The sequence below is a fragment of the Alteripontixanthobacter maritimus genome (genome assembly GCF_003340475.1).
Lineage (GTDB): Bacteria > Pseudomonadota > Alphaproteobacteria > Sphingomonadales > Sphingomonadaceae > Alteripontixanthobacter > Alteripontixanthobacter maritimus.
Genome location: NZ_QBKA01000002.1, coordinates 2,229,956 through 2,249,120 on the forward strand (window position 1 = coordinate 2,229,956; position 19,165 = coordinate 2,249,120).

Consider the following 19,165-nt stretch of genomic DNA (forward strand, 5'->3'; position numbering starts at 1 on the left):
TACCGCATTGCGCGACGCGCGTGCTGCGCAAGATGTATCCTCTTCTAGCTTATACCGACAAAGGAACCACGCCATGGCTTTCTGGCTGGCCCGCGATCCGCGTGGGCAGACGACCGATTTCATCCAGCGTTTCGATCCCAGGTTCTGGACGGTAAATTTTCCTCGCCCGATGATGGCTTCGGTGGTGACCACCGGGCCGGATGCGCTGAGAGTGGATTGCGAGTTCCATCACGAAGGCGAGCTGGCTGGTTTGATCTGGGAAAGCGAGGATACGCTGGACCACCCGTTGCTGGCGTACGTTACCGACAAGGATTACTCGCGCACGGTTCTGCGCTTCGACTGGCAGTCATCGGGTCTGGTGCCGCTGGACCAGCCGAATGGTCCCACGCTGACCATAGAAGGGCGCGACGAAACCGGGGCTTCACGTAGCTGGTATGTGCGGCTTTGGAATTACGCTGTGGGTTCACCGGTATCGGCAACGGTTACGCTGCCTTTCTCCGAGCTGCAAAGCGGCTACACCCTCCCGGGCGAAGCCGTCGTCCCATCCAGCATCGACCGGATGTTCATCAGCCTTGCGCCGCCGGGATATGAGGCAGGAGGTACGGACCGCCTACCTGCACGCACCGACGCTTCGGTCACGCTGTCGAATATTGTTTGCGAGGGGGACCGCCCCATGCTGTCGATCGGCGACGTCATGTTGCCACCGCATGGCGAACAGATAGCGACCGCCTATGACGACGCTCTGAACCAGACACCACAGCGCCTGCTCCGCATTATCCGCGCCTTGGGCTATCGCGGCAGCGTGTTGCATTATGTCGGCATGAGCCATTTCTACCGGCTCGCGCCCGACTACCAAGGTAAGCTACTGGCTGCCATCGACGGCACATTATGCACACCTGCAATATCCTGGCACGCAGCGTTCTTCGCCGAGTGCAAGACCTTGGGCTTCGAGGCGATTGCGTCGCTGTCCTACGAATTGTTCGCCGCGGATTGTCATCACAGCTGGCAGCAGCTTGCTTTCGACGGCGAACAAGCGCGCACCGGCTGGGTTCCGCCTTCGGCCCTGCTGACCCCCGCCCGAACACAGGTGAACGACTGGCTGCAAGCGGTCGCGAAGAATTTCGTGAACTTGATGAAGGCATCAGACCTGCCTGTAAGGTTCCAGATCGGCGAACCGTGGTGGTGGGTTACGCCGAACACGTGCAAGCCCTGCATCTACGATTATTTCGTAAAACAACTGGCTGGCGGCAGCGTGCCTTTGATCACCGACATTCGCGGGCCGAAAACGAGCGAGGAACAGGATTACCTGGATTTCGCAGGGTCGGTTCTTGCCGATTCTACCCTCGCGCTGGCGGATGTTGTCCGCGCCGAAGGTGGGCCGGACACCGAGGTGCTGTTGCTGGCGTTTACGCCGACCGTCCTGGATCCTGCCGTACCGGAACTTCGCCGCGCCAACCTGCCCGAGGCCTGGGCTTACCCGGCCTTCGACCGGCTTCAACTGGAGGATTACGACTGGTTGACAGCCGGGGCCGATGCCTTGCGCCGGACAGCTTATGAAACCGTCGATGCACGGCTTGGCTACCCCCTGGACAAACAAGACTACCTTTCCGGCTTCGTGCTGAAGGAAAGCGACGCCGACGAATACTGGCTGCGCATCGATGCCGGGCTGGACGAAGCCGCATCGCGCGGCATCACGCGGCGCTTCGTATGGGCGCTGCCGCAGATTTCGCGGGACGGTTACACCCGGCTCGCTGCATCACAGGAGGATCAGGTGCAAGCTTTCGACGATGTTCTCTACCCGCTCGCGCTGGGCCGCGATGCCGGCGTCAGCCCGGAATTCTCAACCAGCGTGGTCGTGACCGCTTCAGGCCACGAGCGCCGCAATTCTCTCTGGTCTGATGCGCGGCTGCGCTTCGATGTCGGGCCAGGTATTCGCAGCCAGGACGAACTTGGCACCCTGATCTCATTCTTCCGAGCCCGACGCGGTGCGGCGCGTGGGTTCCGGTTAGCCGATCCGTTCGATTTCAGCTCGAACGGAATGACCGGTTCCCCGACCATGCTGGACCAGCAGATCGGTATCGGAGACGGATTGCGGGCAAGCTACGCGCTCGTAAAACATTATGGCGAAGATGCCGGTACCGAGCCGCAAATCCGGCCTATCACCCGGGCGCGGATTGAAACGGTGGCCATCAGTGTCGACGGCGTCGCCAACACCGATTGGATGCTCGATTCGGGCGGTCTTGTTACTTTCAGCAACGCTCCAGCCGAAGGCGCGATCATCAGAGCGGGATTCTTGTTCGATGTGCCCGTACGCTTCGCCGAAGACCGTATCGACATCACGGGGGCTGCGTTCACCGCCGGTGAAGCCCCCAGCATACCGCTCGTCGAAATCCGTGAGGCGGTATGAGCCGGACCTTCTTCGCTTCAGAACTGGAAGGTGTGGCTACTTTCTGGCGAATCGAGCGACGCGACGGAGTCACGCTCGGCTTTTCCAGGCATGATCGCGATCTGCGGTTCGACGGAGTGCTGCACCGCGCCGCGCCAGGAATGCTACCTTCCGCCATCCGCCGTAGCAGCGATCTTTCGCAGGACAGCGCCGAGATGGAAGGTGCGCTTTCGCACGACACCATTACTCAGCAGGATCTGGCCGACGGCCGGTATGACGGGGCTCAAGTGGCCGTCGGCGCAGTCGATTGGGAAACGCTGGAGAATGCGATCCTGTATCGCGGTGCGATCGGTACCGTGAGCGGGGAGGCGGGCCGATACGCAGCGCAATTGCAATCTGCCAAGGCTGCGCTGGATACGGACCCTGTACCTCGAACCAGCCCGACCTGCCGCGCGCGTTTCTGTGGTCCGGGTTGTACCCTGTCGCCTGCTCGGTTCACGGTGGAAGCGACTGTCACCACTTTCGATGCCGACGCCAGTACGATTACCGCCGCTAGTATTAACAGCTCACTTTATGCTTACGGAACGCTGACATGGTTGGACGGCCCGCAAGTGGGCCTTTCCGTGCGTATTCTGCAGAATGACGAGGACTTGCTGATCCTCGAACGACCTCCTGCAATCAATACTCCAGCCAACGCCCGGGTACGGCTCCGCCAGGGATGCGATCATACCCTCGCGACATGCGCAGACCGGTTCGGCAATGCCATCAACTTCCAGGGCGAACCGTTCCTGCCGGGTAACGACCTGCTGACCCGCACCCCTTTCGCCCAATGAGCCCCAAGCCATGAGTGTCCCAAGCCAGAACAAGGCTTCGCAATTTGCGGCCGCAGCAGAAGCGCTCGTCGGCACGCCGTTTCGCCTGCACGGGCGCGATCCCCGTTTCGGGATCGACTGCGTCGGTCTGATTGCGGCCAGCTTCAACACGGTCGGCCTTCCAGTAGAAGCCCCCCGCAATTACGGCCTTCGCAACCTCAATATCGAGGCGTTGCTACCTTTCGCGAAAGCTGCCGGTCTTCAGCAGTTCATCGGAAGCGAAGCTGCAATTCGTCGCGGCGACATACTGCTGGTTTGCCCCGGCCCCGCCCAACATCATCTGGTTGTCATGCTGGACCAATGGCGGGTCGTACACGCCCATGCCGGTTTGCGCCGTGTGGTGTCCTGCCGAAGACCGCTTGACTGGCCAATTCAAATCCAATGGCGGATGTCCGCCGCATCGGAGTCCTGACAATGGCAACCATGGTCTTTACAACTTTAGGCTCGATCGTCGGAGGTCCCATCGGCGCCCTGATCGGGGGTGCGATCGGACAGCGGATCGACGGAGAAGTGTTCGGTCCCGGCCCCTCGGAAGGGCCAAGGCTGAAAGAACTGGCGATTACCACGTCAAGCTACGGCCAGCCGATCCCGCGCCATTTCGGCCGGATGCGCGTTCCCGGTTCCATCATTTGGTCGACCGACCTGATCGAAAGTCGCGAAAAAAGCGGCAATGGCAAGGGGCGTCCGTCCACTGTTGCCTACAATTACAGCATCTCCTTCGCAGTCGCCATTGCCAGCCGTCCGATCCAGGACATCGGTCGCATCTGGGCTGACGGTAATTTGCTACGCGGCCAGTCCGGTACTCTGAAAACCGGCGGCTCGATACGAATCTATCACGGCCATCGGGATCAACCGGTCGATCCCTTGCTGTCGGCCGCACTTGGCAACGAATGCTCCGCCCATCGCGGCACGGCCTATGTTGTGTTCGAGGATTTGCAGCTGGCCGAATTCGGCAACCGCATCCCTGCCCTTACCTTTGAAATCATCGCGGATAACGCGGCCATCGGCGTGCAGGATTTGATTGGCGATTCAGTGCCGCAAAGCCGGATCGACGGTGCCGGAAGCTTTGCCGGGCTGGAAGGGTATTCACACGAAGGCAGCACCATCGCTGCCAATCTGGCTTCGATCGATCCAGTCTACCCGCTTACGCTTGATGCCGGGGCCGGGATGCTTACGGTCACGACGGGTCAGCCGGACGATCCTGCTATTCCGATCATGCTGAGCGAGCCGGTGCCCGGCGTCGACGAAACGGATTTTGGAACCGCATCAGGGCAGCTTGCAAGCCGCGGCAATATTGCTCGCAGTCGGCCGGCAGCCTTGCGCTATTACGATACCGGGCGCGATTACCAACCCGGGACGCAGCGTGCGGAAGGACAATCGGAACCCGGGCGCGACCGTACGATCAGCTTTCCCGGCGCGCTGTCAGCCGACAGTGCGAGAACGCTGGCCGACGGTGCTGCACAGCGGGCAAGCTGGCGGCGAGAGACGCTTAGCTGGAGGCTGGCCGAATTGCAGCCGGAGCTTCGCCCGGGTTCCAAGGTTACTGCACCGGGCTATTCAGGACAGTGGCGCGTTACAGGATGGGAATGGCGGGATCGCGGTATCGAACTCGAACTGGAGCGTATTGCGCCGCATACCGCTCCCAGTCCCTCCGGTTCGTCAGGCGCGCCCGTGCTACCGCCTGATTTCGGTAGTTGGGAAACTCAGTTGAACCTGCTGGAACTGCCCTGGGATGGCACCGGGTCGAGTAGTGCCCCCAGAATCTATGCTGCCGTCTCTGCCGAGCGCAGCGAGTGGGGCGGGAGCGCGCTATTCGTCGAGCGGGCCGGCGAACTGATCGACCTCGGTGGCAGCGGCAGGGCTCGCAGTATAATGGGTTCCCTAATAGAACCGCTTGGCCCGTCGCCGGCCATTATGCTGGAAGAGGCAGCGGTGCTTACAGTAGAACTGCTGGCCGACGATTTGGGTTTTGCGCCAGCAAGCATCGGCGCCATCGCTGCGGGAGCCAACCGGCTTTTTGTCGGCGGGGAGATCGTGCAGTTCGCATCAGCAATCCAAACAGGATCGCGTCGCTGGCATCTTTCCGGCCTATTGCGGGGCCGGGGCGGAACCGAACCAACTGCCTTGTCTGGTCACGCGGCGGGCACGGCGGTCATTCTCATCGATGACGCTTTGCTACCACTCGACCCTGCCGAAGTGCCTTCAGCAACCGGTACGACAATCGCCGCAATCGGCGCGGGCGACAATGCGCCGGTCACGGCGGCGCTCGGCAATGCCGGACAATCGCTGAGACCACTGGTACCGGTCCACCCGCAAACCTCCGCGACGCCCGACGGAGGGCTGGAGCTATGTTGGACACGGCGGGCGCGCGGCCAGTATCGTTGGCTGGACGAGGTTGAAACGCCGCTTGTCGAGCAGGCAGAGAAGTATCGTGTCGGGATCGGACCGCTCAACTCGCCTACCCTCGAGTGGACTGTTGGTGAGCCGCGCCTGTCCCTAGATCCTGCAACCGTTATCGATATCCGTGACCGCTTTGGCGGAAGCGGGATATGGGTTCGCCAGATCGGAGACTTTGCCCAGTCTCAGCCGCTGCTCCTGCATAACATATCCTGACTCAATCCGCTCTTCCGGAGATAATGTAATGACCACCCCTCTCAGTTTTATTTCAGCCAGCCCGCGCTATTCTTTGCCATTCCTCTTTGTCGGCCAAGCTCAGAAAGAGTTTTTCGTGAACGAGGCGTTGGCACGCATCGATACCTTGCTGCACCCAGCTGTCTCGGGCGAAGCATCAGCGCCGCCGGCCACTCCTGAACCGGGTGAGACCTGGCTCGTGGGCAGTGCCGCAACCTCGGAATGGGCGGGCCATGACGCAGAACTCGCAGCGTGGCAGGCTGGTGAATGGAATTTTGTCGCCCCTTCAGAAGGGACGCGTATATACCGGATCGATGAACGCCGCTTCGTCCAATTCGCGAATGGCTGGCAGTCCTTCGATGCTCCTGCAGCTCCTTCTGGCGGCAATACAATAGACGTGGAAGCACGCGCCGGACTGGAAAACATTGTAAATGTATTGAAAAGCGCGGGAATCCTGGGATAATTTACGGGAACAGAAATACGGTTGCGACGTTTGTCGCTATTCAAGAACGATCGAACTCGGTTTTATACGACGGTAAGGTCGAAACGAGGCATTCTTGCAACAGTTTGACCTAACATGTGACTTGCCTCGCATGTCGGGAAAGTTTAGAAAACTCGCCACTCGGTGGCTTTTTTTCGCTATAAGGGGAATACAGTAATGCGGAAACTCGTGATAGGAATGGCGATGGCCTCGACGGCCCTCGCATCTCCTGCTCTCGCGCGCGACGGTGCTTTTTACGTCGAAGTCGATGGCGGTGTGATGATCGCCGAAGATTCGGAATTCGAAACAAACGGCGACAATAGCGTCGATACTTTCGTTTTCGATTATGAAAACTACGGATATGATTTTGGCGGCATCGTTGGCTACGACTTCGGTCCGGCTCGCCTTGAAGCTGAAGCCAGTTATCGTGAACAGGAAATCGATCAGGTTATCGTTGAAACCGGCCGTATTGCTACGTCCGGCACAACGGTAGGCGGCGCCGGTTCGCTGGTGGCAAATGGTGAAACCAGCGCTCTCAGCTTCATGGTCAATGCACTTGCCGATTTCGGTGACGATGATGGCATCCAGGGTTTCTTCGGTGGCGGTCTTGGTATCGCTCGCATCAACAATGACTTTATTGTCAACACACGGATCGGCGAATCGCTGGACGATTCCGATACGGGTCTTGCATGGCAGCTGCTCGCCGGTGTGCGCGCGCCTCTGACTGACGCAATCGATGTCGGTGTAAAGTATCGTTACTTCAACGGTCCTAATTCGGATTTCATTGACATTGCCGGTCGTGATCTGAACTCGGACTTCACGTCGCACTCCCTACTCGGAACGCTGACGTTCAACTTCGGTGGCGAAGAGCCTGTGCTTCCTGCACCGCCTCCTCCGCCCCCACCGCCACCACCCCCTCCTCCACCGCCACCACCAGCGCCTACTCCGCCGCCAGTGGTGCAGTGTAACCAGGGGCCGTACATCGTCTTCTTCGAGTGGGATCAGTCCGATATCACTCCTGAAGCGGCCAATACGCTCAATCAGGCAGTTTCGGCCTATCGCAATTGCGGTACCGCATCTGTCATGCTCGCCGGTCACGCTGACCGTTCCGGCCCGCAGAGCTACAACATCCCGCTGTCCGAGCGTCGTAACGCATCGGTGCAGTCCTACCTTAGCAGCCGCGGCATTCCGGCCACTCGGATTGCCAGCGAAGGTTTCGGCGAATCGCGTCCACGTGTTCCGACTGCGGACGGTGTGCGCGAATTGCAGAACCGTCGGGTGGAAATCACCTACGGTCCGGGTTCGGGCATGTAAGCTTCGCGAAAGCGAACACTTCGAGAAGGGGCTGGAGAAATCCGGCCCCTTTTTTGATGCCTGCTCGTTATGTGGTCAGACCGGTAGCTTGGAGACCACAATGAATGCTGCAAAGATCATTTTCGCTTCGGGCATGGCGCTAGCCGTGTGTGCCTGCACTACGACAACTAGCCAGTCGGTACAGAACCTCGGTTCAGCAGCTATCCTCGACGCCAACGGTGAGAAGATCGGGTCTGCCCGGCTGCTCGCCATTGGCGATACGGTAAGTATCACAGCGACTGTGTCTGGCCTTGCGCCGGGACTACACGGCTTCCACCTTCATGAGACCAGCCAGTGCCGCGCTCCCGATTTTCAATCGGCTGGCGGACATTTGAACCCATTCGGGGCATCGCACGGACTGGAAAGTCCTGACGGAGCACACCTGGGCGATCTAACGAATCTCGAGGTTTCCGCGGACGGTACTGGCTCCATCGCAAGCGGCCTCGACGGTCCGCGCGCCGATGTTACGACCGCGATATTCGATAGCGACGGAACTTCCGTCGTGATCCATGCAAAAGCCGACGATTATCGCACCGATCCGTCCGGCGCGGCGGGTTCACGAATCGCTTGCGGAGTAATAGCTGCTCCGCAACGCTAGACATTGTCGCGTTTGGATCGACGCCTACTGCTGCTCTCCAGCTGCACGAGCCTTCGCCAGCAAACCGGCTTGCGCGCGCGGTACCAGTTTAATCGCAGCCGCCAGCAGAACAAAGCCGATCGGTGCGATTCCCAATGTGCTCATCACACCCAATCCAAGATCACCGTCGGTCTTGGATGAAATATACCCCGCTAGATATGGCCCTAAGGCCAAACCAACCAAAGTGGTTGCCAGGAAGAATGTAGCTGTAGCGATACCTCGCATTCTGGGAAGGACGAGCGCTTGGCTCGACGCTGCAGCCGCACCTAGAGCCGATGATGTGAACAGCTGAGCTACAAATGCCAAGACGTAGAACAGCACCAGATTATCCGTGGTGAACTGAATAAGCACGATCGGGATCGGCGCTATCAATCCGAACAATACAACGAACAACCGGCCTGCTGCGTAGCGCCTGAATAGTATGTCAGCCACACGCCCCCCGGTAATGACACCCAAGAACCCGGCAACCGCGCTCGGCGCGCCGATCCACCAGCCAAGCGCCGCCTTGTTCACCTCGAACACGCGTTCGGCATAGGGCGCGGTCCAGTACGATGCGGCGTAGGCTATGAATGCGACACAGCCATATCCAAGAATTGTGCAGAGAAACGCTGGCGAACCCCAGGTCAATGCGAAGGTTGGTGCGTCTCTAGTTCGAAGCGCAGTGGCCCAGCAGAAAATCGCATAATAGCCTATTGCTAGGAAAAACCATTGGTCCGAAATTGGACCATAAATAGCGCCTTCACCACTATCGAGGAGGCCCGTAATAAAATACGCGGCCACGAATGCAGCGATTAGAACCGCAATGTTCACAAACAAGGCAGGCATACCGCGCTTGGCCGCACCGATCAGGGTGAATGGCGGTATGACCGTCATCAATTCCTGCACAAATCCCCGAAACGGAGCCGGATCTTCCCGGGTCGGCATTCCATCGATAGCGCCGCGTATCGGCTCTCGTAGAGTCATCACCCACAAGGCCAGCAGCAGTCCGGGTAAACCAACAGATATGAAGGCTGCCTGCCAGCCTGCCAGCCCCAGCGGGCCACCATCTGGATAGGCGGCATTCCAGTTTTCGACGATCAGTCCGCCGATAAGCAGCGAGATGCCGCCGCCGATATACAATCCACTGGAATAAATGGCGAGCGCAGTCGCCCGGAGCCTGGCTGGAAACCAATCCGATATTAGCGAGTATGCCGACGGGCTTGCAGTGGCTTCCCCGACACCCACACCGACGCGTGCGAAAGTCAGCATCGTGCCGTTCTTCGCGAACCCGGACAGGGCTGTCATGCCTGACCATACCGCCAGGCCGATCGTCATCAGGCGGACGCGCTTCCAACTGTCAGCCAGTTTCCCAAGCGGAATTCCGAAGAGCGCATAAAATATCGCGAAAGCAGTACCGTAGAGGAATCCCAGATAAGCATCGTCGACCCCAAGGTCGGCCTTGATATCGTTCGCTAGGATCGAAAGAATCTGACGGTCGATGAAGTTCAGAATATAGACCAGAACCAGCACGCCAAGCGCGTACCAGCTATATGCGGGGACCGGCTGATCGTCGGGCGGTGTGGTCGCTTCGGCCGTAACTGCCGCCGTCTGGTTGTCGCTCAAGCTGTCTCTCCCCGGATCGGCGGACTGTTGACCGGATATGCGGCTCCGTCAACCAGCCCTGCATCGGCAAAGCCTTGACGGCGCAAGCGGCAAGAGTCGCATCCACCGCATGCCAGCCCGTCAGGTCTTGGATCGTAGCAGGACCAGCTCAGCCCGGAATCGAGACCCATTCGGTCAGCTTCCTGAGCGATTTCTGCCTTACCCAACATCTGCAACGGTGCATGGATTACGAATGGTGCCCCCTCGATACCTGCCTTTGTTCCCAGACGGGCTGTTTCTGCAAAGCTATCGATAAATTCGGGGCGGCAATCGGGATAGCCGGAATAGTCGAGTGCGTTGACGCCGATGAAAATGTCGCGTGCATCGCAACTTTCCGCAAACGCCGTGGTCAAAGCCAGAAAGATCAAATTGCGCGCCGGCACGTAAGTGACAGGTATGTCGTTACCGACACCGCCTTTTGGAACCGCGATATCGTCGGTCAATGCGGAGCCGCCGAAAGCACGCAAGTCGAGCGGCAAGACGACGTGCCGATCCGCCCCCAAAAGTTCTGCAATCTTGGAAGCTGCAAGAAGTTCGCGCCGGTGTCGCTGACCGTAATCGATGGACAGGGCATAAAGGGCAAAACCCCGCTCACGAGCAATCCCCGCCGTAACCATCGAATCGAGGCCGCCAGACAGCAAAACGACAGCCTTAGGCTGTCCGTTACTTTGAAGATTCGTCATGTATCCGGGCTACCGCCCTTGGGTGTTGCCCGCAATGCGATTGCGCGAGCAGTGCAGCTTCAGGTCAACCGCAGGGTCCGGTCCGGCGCGCTTCTGCGGTAAATTCGAATGGCTGTCCGCCAGCAATTCCCTGACTCTCAAGCTGTACCAGCGAGCTGCTTTCCCGCCGAACACTGGTTCGCCCGAAGCCGTTGCCAGGACAACTATATTGTACCGAGGCGACATTTCCCGAATTCTCAACCACATAACGGCGGCAATTCGAGCCTCGATGGCGCAGCTGGATGAGATCGGAGCCTTGCTTCACGCAAATCCTGCGCGAGGGAGTTCCATCGCGGAATCGGATCGTCCACATGCCCTTGTCCAGCCCGTTCAGAACTGTGGCTGCCGTCTTCTGCGCAAACGCGGGCATCGCAATCCCTGATACGCCAAGTGTACCGAGAAACAGTGCGGCAGATATAGTGATGGTCTGGCGAGTAGCCATCGCGGTAAGTCCTTCAAATTCGGCTATGTGATAATAAGCTTTCGCCGGTGAATGGTTCCCTAACGAGGATGGCCTGGTTAGCGCGCGATCTCGAAAACTTTGGAGCAGAACGCGCAATCGACGCGGATAAGTCCATCGTCGTCGCGCATTTCAGCACGTTCGACTTCCGGAAACCGGCCAATTACATCGGCATAGTGGGCCACACTGCACCTGCAACCACGGGCAAGGTGTGAGCCGCGCTCTACCCGAACCTCATCTTCCTCGTGGAACAGCCGCCACACCAGCGCCTCCATCGACAGATCGCGATCAAGCAGTTCTTCATGACGGATCGATCCGCCCATGATGGCGACGTGCTCCCACTCGGGATGATCGAGCCGTACATGCAACCGCTCTCGCCCGTCCTCGCCCTCCGGCAAATATTGAAGGAGCAGGCCCGCGGCCAAGCAACCGTCCTTCCCGGATGAAATCGCAACGCGCAACAGCGTCGGCACCTGTTCCGACTGCACAAAATACGCCTCGCAAGCAGCGGATAGAGATGCCCCTTCCAGCGGGACAATCCCCTGATAGCGGCCACCGCTTTCCGGTCGATCGAATGTGATGGCCAGATACGCCTTGTCGAACAGCGCATCGAGCGACGGATTTGCCCCGAGCAAGGCCAGCGCCTTGTCGTCGAAATCGACGTAACCCCTGATATCCCCATCCTTGTAATCGCAAGCCAACAGTCGGACGACACCGCCATCGGTCTGCGCCTGTATGGTCATCTGATCGCCTGCATCCTTTAGCAGGCCGCCAATGAGCGCAGTCAGCACGAGCGCCTCTGCCAGCAGGTGCGTAATGGCCGGAGGGTAGTCATGCGCCGACAATATGGTGTCGATCGTCCGATCCAGCCTCACCGTGCGCCCGCGAACATTGCGCGACGGAATGGTAAAGCCCAGCAGTTGGTCGGCATAGGTTTCGTCTTCCACTCGCGCGGCGGTACCGGGCGCAGGTGGATTGCCGTCCGGCGCTGCCTTGCGTCTTGTATCTGTCATGGCGACCATATGGGAAGCGGGCGGCACAAACCCAAGATGCAACCGCTACAGCCGGCCAAACGCCCATAGCAGGATGGACTTTTGAGCATGCAGGCGGTTCTCCGCTTCGTCGAAGACCACCGATTGCGAGCCCTCGAACACGCTTTGCGAAATCTCGTCCCCGACATGGGCAGGCAGGCAATGCAGGACGATCGCGTCCGGCTTGGCCTGTGCCAGCAGGGCGTCGTCCACCCGATATGGTTCCATCGCGGTTAGCTTGGATTGGGCTTCGGCCTGTCCCATAGAAACCCAGGTATCCGTAATCAGCGCGTCGGCTCCTTGCGCTGCCTCCCCAGCCGACCGGGTCAGAGTGATTGTGGCGCCTGCTGCGCGAGCTTGTTCGACGAAGCCTGGATCGGGCTCGAACCCGGCGGGCGTCGCAACACGGACATTAAATTTGAAGATGCCGGCCGCCTCGAGGATCGAATGCAACACGTTGTTGCCATCCCCGAACCAGGCCACTTCAAGTCCGGGCAAAGGCTTCCCGCGCTCCACGATTGTCAGCAGATCGGCTACGATCTGGCACGGGTGCGATTTGTCCGTCAGGCCATTGATAACAGGTACGCTGGCGTAGTGAGCGAATTCCTCGATCTTGGCGTGATCGTCTGTACGCAACATGACGGCATCGGCCATCCGGCTGAGTACGCGAGCGGTGTCGGCGATGCTTTCACCCCGGCCCAGCTGGGTTGTGCCTGCGTCAAGGATCAAAGCGCCGCCCCCCAATTGACGCATTGCCATGTCGAAACTTACCCGGGTGCGTGTCGAGCTCTTTTCGAACACCATGGCAAGAGTGTGATCGGCGAGCGGCCTGTCGGCATCCGCGCGTCCCTTCGGCCATCCATCTCTGGCAGTCTTGCGGTCCTGCGCGTCCGAAAGCATCGCAGCAAGCGCATCGCCGCCCGCATCGGACAAATCCAGAAAGCGCCGCACGGTGCCGGCAGCCATCAGGCAGCTTCGGGAATGGTGTAGCTGGCCGCTCCGGCCGACAGCTTGTCGAAAAATTCGTCGATTTCCGCATCGCCGATCACCAGCGGAGGAAGCACGCGCAGCGTGTTGTCGCCAGCCGCGACGGTAAGCAGATCATGGTTTTCGCGCAGATGGACGAAGAACGGACGGCTTTCGACCTTCATCTTGATACCCAGCATCAGACCCTTGCCGCGAACCAGTTCGAACAGGTCCGGGTAATTTCCAATGAACTGTTCCAACCGGCCGCGAATCCGCTCACCCTTCTCGGTCACTTCCGCGAGAAATTCATCGTTTCCAACCGCATCCAGCACGGCCATACCTGCCGCCATCGCGAGCGGGTTACCGCCATAAGTGCTGCCATGGGTGCCGAAGGTCATCCCGCGGGCGCCCTTTTCCGTGGCCAGGCAGGCTCCGAAGGGGAAGCCGCCACCGATGCCCTTGGCACTGGCAAGAATGTCGGGATCGATACCGTAATGTTCGTGGGCGTACATCTTGCCGGTCCGCGCCACGCCGCATTGCACCTCGTCCAGCACAAGCATCAGGTCATGCTTGTCCGCCAATGCGCGCAAGCCCGTCATGAATTCCTGGCTCGCGGGCCGGATGCCGCCCTCGCCCTGTATCGGTTCGACCAGGAAACCGGCCGTTTCCGGTCCGATCAAAGCTTCCGCTGCCGCAAGATCGTCGAATTCGCAATATTTGAAGCCCGGCAATAGCGGCATGAAGCCCTTGTGCATCTTCGCCTGGTTGGACGCACTGATGGTGGCCATGGTCCGACCGTGGAAGGCGTTGGTAAAGGTGATCAATTCGTGCCGATGCGGATTGCCGTTCGCCTGATGATAGGCGCGCGCCGCCTTGATGGCGCATTCGACAGCCTCGGCCCCGGAATTGGTGAAGAATACGGTGTCGGCGAAGGTCAGGTCGACCAACCGCTGCGCCAGCACCTCGCCCTGCGGGCTGCCATACAGGTTGCTGACATGCATAAGCTTTTCAGCTTGCGCCTTGATCGCTTCGATCAGCCCGGGATGCGAATGGCCCAGCAGATTGACCGCGATCCCACTTGCAAAGTCGAGGTAGCGCGTACCGTCTTCATCGATCAGGTGGCAATGATCGCCTTCGACCGGGCGCACACCGCACCGGGGGTAAACGGGCATAAGGGGTGTAATCGACATGGCTGGGCCTCGGATAGATGCGGGTATGAAACGGGACCGGAATTGAGCGATTGCCGCCGACCGGAAACAAGAATGGCGGCCCCATATGGGGCCGCCATCATGGTGATGTCAGACTGTGCATACCCGGTCAAATAAAGGGTATGCAAGCAGCGCCGATCAATCCTGTGCAGGCACCAGATTGACAGCCGAATGCTTGCCGCGCCGGTCCATCTCGATGTCGAACGTGTAGCGTTCGTTCTCGTTGATGGTCGACAGGCCGGACCGTTCGACGGCGCTAATGTGCACGAAGGCATCGGGCTGGCCATCATCACGCACCAGGAAGCCGAAGCCTTTGGTGGCGTTGAAGAACTTGACCGTACCGGTCGCCTTTTCGCCGGTCAGCTCGCGCTGCGGCGGCGCTGCCTTGGCCGGTGCTTCGATAACATCGCCGACGACCTGCAGATCCTGCGCCGACGTCTTGCCGCCGCGATCGATGAGGTTGAATTCCAGCTCCTGCCCTTCGGCAAGACCGGACAGGCCGGCACGCTCGACAGCGCTGATATGGACGAACACGTCCTCGCCGCCGCCTTCCTGCGCGATAAAGCCGAAGCCCTTTTCGGAATTGAAGAACTTGACCGTACCCTTGCCGGTACCGACAACCTGGGCCGGCATACGGTTGCCGCCGCCAGCAGCGCCGCCAGGTCCACCTGCACCGCCGCCGAAGCCGCCTCCACCGCTACGGGGACCACCGCCGCCACCACCGCCGAAACGATCTCCGCCGCCTCCGCCGCCGCCAAACCGGTCACCACCGCCACGATTGCCGCCACCGAATCGGTCGCCTCCGCCGGAGCCGCCGTAACTGTCGCCGCCACCGGGGCCGCCAAACGGATCGAAACTGTCTTCGCCAAACCCATCGCGCTTGTCGCGCCCGCGGCCCTTCCGGCCTCTGTCGTAACCCATATTGAAACTTAAACCTTCGTGTTGCCGTCCGCATGATATTTTCAGCGAGTCGTCGACGGCTCCGACTCGCCGGTCCGAAGGGCGCGGTTTTGCCGCTCGCCTTCATGGCAAGGCCCCTGCATAGCGTAAAATCAGATAATGCGCGAATAATTTAGGTTTAGATCGCCTGCTGCTGCTTATAGGACAGATCGAGCGAGGTGTGCGACTTGCCAGATACACGCCATAAGACCGCATCGGCAGCACAAATACGTGGCCTTACCTTCCACGCAACCTAGAGCACGGATTTCCCATGAGCGACACAGAACCCGACTTCCGCCGCCTGTCCGACATGATGTATGTAAGCCCGCAGATCGGGCTGGAGGACATCGCCGCCGCAGCGGATCGCGGCATTACACTGATCGTGAACAATCGTCCCGATGGCGAGGATTCGGGGCAACCCGATGGCGCCGAGATCGAAGCAGCCGCACGTGCCGCCGGGATGGACTATCTTGCGATCCCAATCACGCAAGCCGGCTTCAGCGAAGCGCAGATTGCCACGTTCATCGCGGCGCTCGCCGAGGCCGATGGTCCGGCGCTGGGCTATTGCCGGTCGGGAACACGGTCGACATTCCTGTGGTCGCTGGCGCAATCGCAAACCGGGCATGCGCCCGCAGAAACGGCGAAAGCAGCCGCCGATGCAGGTTACGACGTAACTCCGATTCGGCCCATGATGGATATGTTGGCCGCGAACACCCAGAATAGCTGAGTGAGTGCCGAAGTGCGTGTGCCAACCGATCAGGCGCGATGATAGAACAGGCGTTGCAGTTCGGCGGCTCGCTCGCAGCGATCCTGCTGCTGACTTATGGCGTATACCGTTTGCGGCTGGGTACAGCGCCGACGCTCGAAACCGACGCTTTCGCGATGGAGGAGGCGCGACTGGCCGATAGTGGCTTCGAACCGGTTACCATTGCCCGCAGTTTCGACGGCACGGCTGCGCTACTGATGGATGATGCAGGCAGAATCATGCTGCTGCGCCTCCATGGCGCGCAATGGGCGGGCCGGCTGCTCGGCCCAAATGCCCGCGTCAGCCGGGACGGGCCAACCCTGACCATACATACCGGCGAGGCGCAGTTTGGTGCTGCCGTGTTGACACTGAAAGAGCCGCCGGACGCCGCCCGCATTTGGGAACAGCGCATCGCTGCGCTATCATCCTGATCCATGCCCGATTTCTCTCCTACCGATTATGCCGTGCCGCTATTCGTCATCCTCGTGCTGGCAGAAATCGTCTGGGCCAAGTTCCGCAATCCGCAGGCCTATGAAACCCGCGATACCCTGACCAGCCTGGCATTTGGCTTGGGCAGTACGGTGGCAGGCGCGGTGTTCGGCGTGGCAACGCTGGCGGCTGCCATGTGGCTCTATGAATGGCGAGTGTTCGAGTTCGGCTGGGTGTGGTGGGCATGGCCGCTGGCCTTCGTGCTCGACGATTTTGCCTATTACTGGTTTCACCGCACCGCACACCGGGTGCGCTGGTTCTGGGCGGCCCATGTGAACCACCATTCCAGCCAGCATTACAATCTCTCTACCGCGCTACGGCAAAGCTGGACCGGGCCATTGGCGCTATCCTTTATCTTTGCCCTGCCGTTGGCGCTGCTTGGCTTCCATCCGTTGATGATCGCATTCGTTCGCGGGCTGAACCTCGTTTACCAGTTCTGGATCCATACAGAAGCGATCAAGCGGATGCCGCGCTGGTTCGAAGCGGTGATGAACACACCCAGCCACCACCGTGTGCATCACGCCACCAACCCCCGCTATCTCGACCGCAATTATGCCGGCGTCTTCATCGTCTGGGACCGGATGTTCGGTACATACGAGCCAGAAACCGATGGCGAGCCGATCCGCTATGGCATCGTGAAGCAGCTGGGTAGTTTTAACCTGTTATGGGCGGTGTTCCACGAATGGATCGGCATGGCGCAGGATGTGTGGCGCGCGCCGTGGCGGCACAAGCTGTCCTACGTATGGCGCGAGCCCGGGTGGAGTCACGATGGCAGCCGCGAAACCTCCCGTACCATCCGTGCCCGCTGGCAGAGCCGACAGTCCGCCGGTTCGCGCCCCAATCCTCCGACCGAATCGGTTTCAGACGAAAACGCGATTGCGGAGGGGAGCCGCCCCGCCTAACCTCCCGCACAAACTTGGGAGAGTTGCATGGCTGAGAACAATTGGGACGAGTTCGACATTATCGTGGTCGGCGGCGGCAGCGCGGGTAGCGCGGTCGCAGGACGGCTGGCCGAACGCGGCAAGCGCGTCTGCCTGTTGGAAGCGGGCGGCCGCAACAACGATATGCTGGTTAAGACGCCGGGCTTCATGCCGTTCCTGCGCGGCAAACAGAATTACCGGTTCGACACCGTCCCGATGAAGGGCCTGAACGGCCGCGTCGGGTATCAGCCACGCGGCAAGGGGTTGGGCGGATCGTCGGCCATCAACGCGATGGTGTACATTCGCGGCAATCGCTGGGACTATGACAACTGGGCCGAAATGGGCTGCGACGGATGGGCCTATGACGATGTGCTGCCGTATTTCAAGAAATCCGAAAACAACGAACGCGGCCGCGATAACTATCACGGCGCGGACGGCCCGCTGCACGTTTCGGATCAGCATTACGCCTTCAAGGGCAGCCGCGAATTCGTCGACAGCGCTGCGCAGCTGCAACTGACGACCACCGACGATTTTAACGACGAGGACCAGGCAGGCTTTGGCCTTTACCAGGTTACCCAGAAAGACGGCGAACGCTGGTCTGCCAGCCGTGCCTATATCGAGCCACTGCGCAGCAACAAGAACTTGGATGTCCGTATCGGAGTGACTGTCCAGAAGCTTGAAATCGACGACACCGGCGGCACGAAACGGGTCACCGGAGTAACCTATAGTGTCGGCAATAAGCAGCGCACGGTAACAGCGCGCGGCGGCGTTGTGCTGAGCGCCGGTGCCTTCAATAGCCCGCAAATCCTGATGCTTTCGGGGATCGGTCCGGGTGGGCATCTGCAGGACCAGGGCATTTCGGTAAAAGTCGATGCGCCCGATGTCGGCCAGAACCTGCAGGACCATATCGACTACGTTTCCAGCTTCGAAACCGAATCGAAGGAGTTCATCGGCAGTTCGATGAAGGGCAATCTGGCCATGGCCAAGGCGATCGTCGAACATCGCCGCAAGCGCACCGGCATCATGACCACGCCCTACGCGGAAGCCGGCGGTTTCTGGAAAGTCATGCCCGATGCGCCAGCGCCCGATATCCAATGGCATTTCGTTCCAGGTCTGCTCGAGGATCACGGCCGCGAGAAGGTGAAGGGCCATGGTTTTTCCATCCACGCCTGCGTGCTGCGTCCGGAAAGCCGCGGAACGGTGACGCTATCCAGCAAGGACGCGCGCGCCGCGCCGGTCATCGATCCCAACTTCCTCGACGATGATCGCGACATTGCGGCCTTGCGCGCAGGCGTGCGGCTGACCCACCGGATCGTGGAAGCCCCTCCGCTTGCCAATCACAACCCGAAGGACCGTTATCCGATCGATCTGGAAGACGATGCGGCGCTGGATGATCTGATCCGCAGCCGCGCCGACACCGTCTATCACCCGGTCGGTACCTGCCGCATGGGAAACGACGACGGATCGGTTGTCGACACCACACTGAAGGCGCGCGGCGTAGAAGGGCTATGGGTGGCCGATGCCAGCATCATGCCCCGGCTGGTGAGCGGCAACACCAACGCGCCGAGCATCATGATCGGCGAACGTGCCGCCGATTTCGTAAGCGCGGCGCTTCGATAAAAGAACCCGGAGCGCGGGTGCCGCGCTCCGGGTCGAGGTGTTGTTCGCAGGAGGAACATGGTTT

Annotated in this window: 18 protein-coding genes; 11 read left to right on the forward strand and 7 right to left on the reverse strand. The window is 60.1% G+C overall.

What is annotated here, in order from left to right; genetic code table 11:
- Positions 1-73: 73 nt before the first annotated feature.
- From HME9302_RS11005 to HME9302_RS11035, 7 genes are all read left to right on the forward strand, one after another.
- Entirely contained in the window at positions 74-2,407 is a 2,334-nt protein-coding gene (locus HME9302_RS11005; protein WP_115367049.1) for a DUF2460 domain-containing protein, read from the forward strand.
- Entirely contained in the window at positions 2,404-3,219 is an 816-nt protein-coding gene (locus HME9302_RS11010) for a DUF2163 domain-containing protein (protein ID WP_115367050.1), read from the forward strand. The genes HME9302_RS11005 and HME9302_RS11010 overlap by 4 nt, the downstream gene beginning before the upstream one ends.
- Before the next feature lie 10 nt (positions 3,220-3,229).
- Entirely contained in the window at positions 3,230-3,670 is a 441-nt protein-coding gene (locus HME9302_RS11015; protein WP_115367051.1) for an NlpC/P60 family protein, read from the forward strand.
- Between the two features lie 2 nt (positions 3,671-3,672).
- On the forward strand, positions 3,673-5,871 hold the full coding sequence (locus HME9302_RS11020; RefSeq protein WP_181815755.1) for a phage tail protein: 2,199 nt from the start codon (positions 3,673-3,675) through the stop codon (positions 5,869-5,871).
- A 28-nt stretch (positions 5,872-5,899) separates the two neighbouring features.
- Positions 5,900-6,352, forward strand: a complete 453-nt coding sequence (locus HME9302_RS11025) for a DUF2793 domain-containing protein (RefSeq protein ID WP_115367053.1) — start codon at positions 5,900-5,902, stop codon at positions 6,350-6,352.
- A 195-nt stretch (positions 6,353-6,547) separates the two neighbouring features.
- A complete protein-coding gene (locus HME9302_RS11030; RefSeq protein ID WP_115367054.1) occupies positions 6,548-7,684 on the forward strand; it encodes an OmpA family protein in 1,137 nt (378 codons plus the stop codon).
- 100 nt (positions 7,685-7,784) lie between these two features.
- Positions 7,785-8,321, forward strand: coding sequence for a superoxide dismutase family protein (locus HME9302_RS11035; protein WP_115367055.1), 537 nt, complete (start codon positions 7,785-7,787; stop codon positions 8,319-8,321).
- Positions 8,322-8,345: 24 nt separating this feature from the next.
- Here HME9302_RS11035 and HME9302_RS11040 read toward each other — a convergent pair whose 3' ends face one another.
- From HME9302_RS11040 to HME9302_RS13575, 7 genes are all read right to left on the reverse strand, one after another.
- Positions 8,346-9,962, reverse strand: coding sequence for a spinster family MFS transporter (locus HME9302_RS11040; RefSeq protein ID WP_115367056.1), 1,617 nt, complete (start codon positions 9,960-9,962; stop codon positions 8,346-8,348).
- Positions 9,959-10,684, reverse strand: a complete 726-nt coding sequence (gene queC / locus HME9302_RS11045; protein WP_115367057.1) for a 7-cyano-7-deazaguanine synthase QueC — start codon at positions 10,682-10,684, stop codon at positions 9,959-9,961. Before queC ends, HME9302_RS11040 begins: the two co-directional genes overlap by 4 nt.
- A gap of 64 nt (positions 10,685-10,748) precedes the next feature.
- A complete protein-coding gene (locus HME9302_RS11050; RefSeq protein WP_115367058.1) occupies positions 10,749-11,165 on the reverse strand; it encodes a DUF3617 domain-containing protein in 417 nt (138 codons plus the stop codon).
- Between the two features lie 77 nt (positions 11,166-11,242).
- Positions 11,243-12,196: an Hsp33 family molecular chaperone HslO gene (gene hslO / locus HME9302_RS11055; protein ID WP_115367700.1), complete on the reverse strand. Its 954-nt coding sequence runs from the start codon at positions 12,194-12,196 to the stop codon at positions 11,243-11,245.
- Positions 12,197-12,241: 45 nt separating this feature from the next.
- Positions 12,242-13,180, reverse strand: coding sequence for an ornithine carbamoyltransferase (gene argF, locus HME9302_RS11060; RefSeq protein WP_115367059.1), 939 nt, complete (start codon positions 13,178-13,180; stop codon positions 12,242-12,244).
- Positions 13,180-14,370: an aspartate aminotransferase family protein gene (locus HME9302_RS11065; protein ID WP_115367060.1), complete on the reverse strand. Its 1,191-nt coding sequence runs from the start codon at positions 14,368-14,370 to the stop codon at positions 13,180-13,182. The genes argF and HME9302_RS11065 overlap by 1 nt, the downstream gene beginning before the upstream one ends.
- A 156-nt stretch (positions 14,371-14,526) precedes the next feature.
- Positions 14,527-15,309, reverse strand: coding sequence for a cold-shock protein (locus HME9302_RS13575; protein ID WP_115367061.1), 783 nt, complete (start codon positions 15,307-15,309; stop codon positions 14,527-14,529).
- A gap of 289 nt (positions 15,310-15,598) precedes the next feature.
- Between HME9302_RS13575 and HME9302_RS11075 the strand changes: the two genes are divergently transcribed.
- Genes HME9302_RS11075 through HME9302_RS11090 form a run of 4 tightly spaced genes read left to right on the forward strand, consistent with a single transcriptional unit; the run spans position 15,599 to position 19,101 of the window.
- Positions 15,599-16,054, forward strand: coding sequence for a protein tyrosine phosphatase family protein (locus HME9302_RS11075; protein WP_115367062.1), 456 nt, complete (start codon positions 15,599-15,601; stop codon positions 16,052-16,054).
- Positions 16,055-16,092: 38 nt separating this feature from the next.
- A complete protein-coding gene (locus tag HME9302_RS11080) occupies positions 16,093-16,503 on the forward strand; it encodes a hypothetical protein (protein ID WP_115367063.1) in 411 nt (136 codons plus the stop codon).
- A 3-nt stretch (positions 16,504-16,506) separates the two neighbouring features.
- Positions 16,507-17,463 carry a sterol desaturase family protein gene (locus HME9302_RS11085; RefSeq protein ID WP_115367064.1) on the forward strand — a complete coding sequence of 319 codons (957 nt, stop codon included), beginning with the start codon at positions 16,507-16,509 and terminating at the stop codon, positions 17,461-17,463.
- Between the two features lie 27 nt (positions 17,464-17,490).
- Complete coding sequence (locus tag HME9302_RS11090; protein WP_115367065.1) at positions 17,491-19,101, forward strand: GMC family oxidoreductase; 1,611 nt, start codon at positions 17,491-17,493, stop codon at positions 19,099-19,101.
- The last annotated feature ends 64 nt before the right edge of the window (positions 19,102-19,165 follow it).

Excerpts from the sequence above, each read along its gene's own strand:
- HME9302_RS11025 (WP_115367053.1), top strand. The coding sequence starts at position 5,900 with ATGACCACCCCTCTCAGTTTTATTTCAGCCAGCCCGCGCTATTCTTTG.
- HME9302_RS11005 (WP_115367049.1), top strand. The coding sequence starts at position 74 with ATGGCTTTCTGGCTGGCCCGCGATCCGCGTGGGCAGACGACCGATTTC.
- HME9302_RS11075 (WP_115367062.1), top strand. The coding sequence starts at position 15,599 with ATGAGCGACACAGAACCCGACTTCCGCCGCCTGTCCGACATGATGTAT.
- HME9302_RS11020 (WP_181815755.1), top strand. The coding sequence starts at position 3,673 with ATGGCAACCATGGTCTTTACAACTTTAGGCTCGATCGTCGGAGGTCCC.
- HME9302_RS11030 (WP_115367054.1), top strand. The coding sequence starts at position 6,548 with ATGCGGAAACTCGTGATAGGAATGGCGATGGCCTCGACGGCCCTCGCA.
- HME9302_RS11090 (WP_115367065.1), top strand. The coding sequence starts at position 17,491 with ATGGCTGAGAACAATTGGGACGAGTTCGACATTATCGTGGTCGGCGGC.
- HME9302_RS11085 (WP_115367064.1), top strand. The coding sequence starts at position 16,507 with ATGCCCGATTTCTCTCCTACCGATTATGCCGTGCCGCTATTCGTCATC.
- HME9302_RS11080 (WP_115367063.1), top strand. The coding sequence starts at position 16,093 with ATGATAGAACAGGCGTTGCAGTTCGGCGGCTCGCTCGCAGCGATCCTG.
- hslO (WP_115367700.1), bottom strand. The coding sequence starts at position 12,196 with ATGACAGATACAAGACGCAAGGCAGCGCCGGACGGCAATCCACCTGCG.
- argF (WP_115367059.1), bottom strand. The coding sequence starts at position 13,180 with ATGGCTGCCGGCACCGTGCGGCGCTTTCTGGATTTGTCCGATGCGGGC.
- HME9302_RS11010 (WP_115367050.1), top strand. The coding sequence starts at position 2,404 with ATGAGCCGGACCTTCTTCGCTTCAGAACTGGAAGGTGTGGCTACTTTC.
- HME9302_RS11035 (WP_115367055.1), top strand. The coding sequence starts at position 7,785 with ATGAATGCTGCAAAGATCATTTTCGCTTCGGGCATGGCGCTAGCCGTG.
- HME9302_RS11065 (WP_115367060.1), bottom strand. The coding sequence starts at position 14,370 with ATGTCGATTACACCCCTTATGCCCGTTTACCCCCGGTGCGGTGTGCGC.
- HME9302_RS11050 (WP_115367058.1), bottom strand. The coding sequence starts at position 11,165 with ATGGCTACTCGCCAGACCATCACTATATCTGCCGCACTGTTTCTCGGT.
- queC (WP_115367057.1), bottom strand. The coding sequence starts at position 10,684 with ATGACGAATCTTCAAAGTAACGGACAGCCTAAGGCTGTCGTTTTGCTG.
- HME9302_RS13575 (WP_115367061.1), bottom strand. The coding sequence starts at position 15,309 with ATGGGTTACGACAGAGGCCGGAAGGGCCGCGGGCGCGACAAGCGCGAT.
- HME9302_RS11015 (WP_115367051.1), top strand. The coding sequence starts at position 3,230 with ATGAGTGTCCCAAGCCAGAACAAGGCTTCGCAATTTGCGGCCGCAGCA.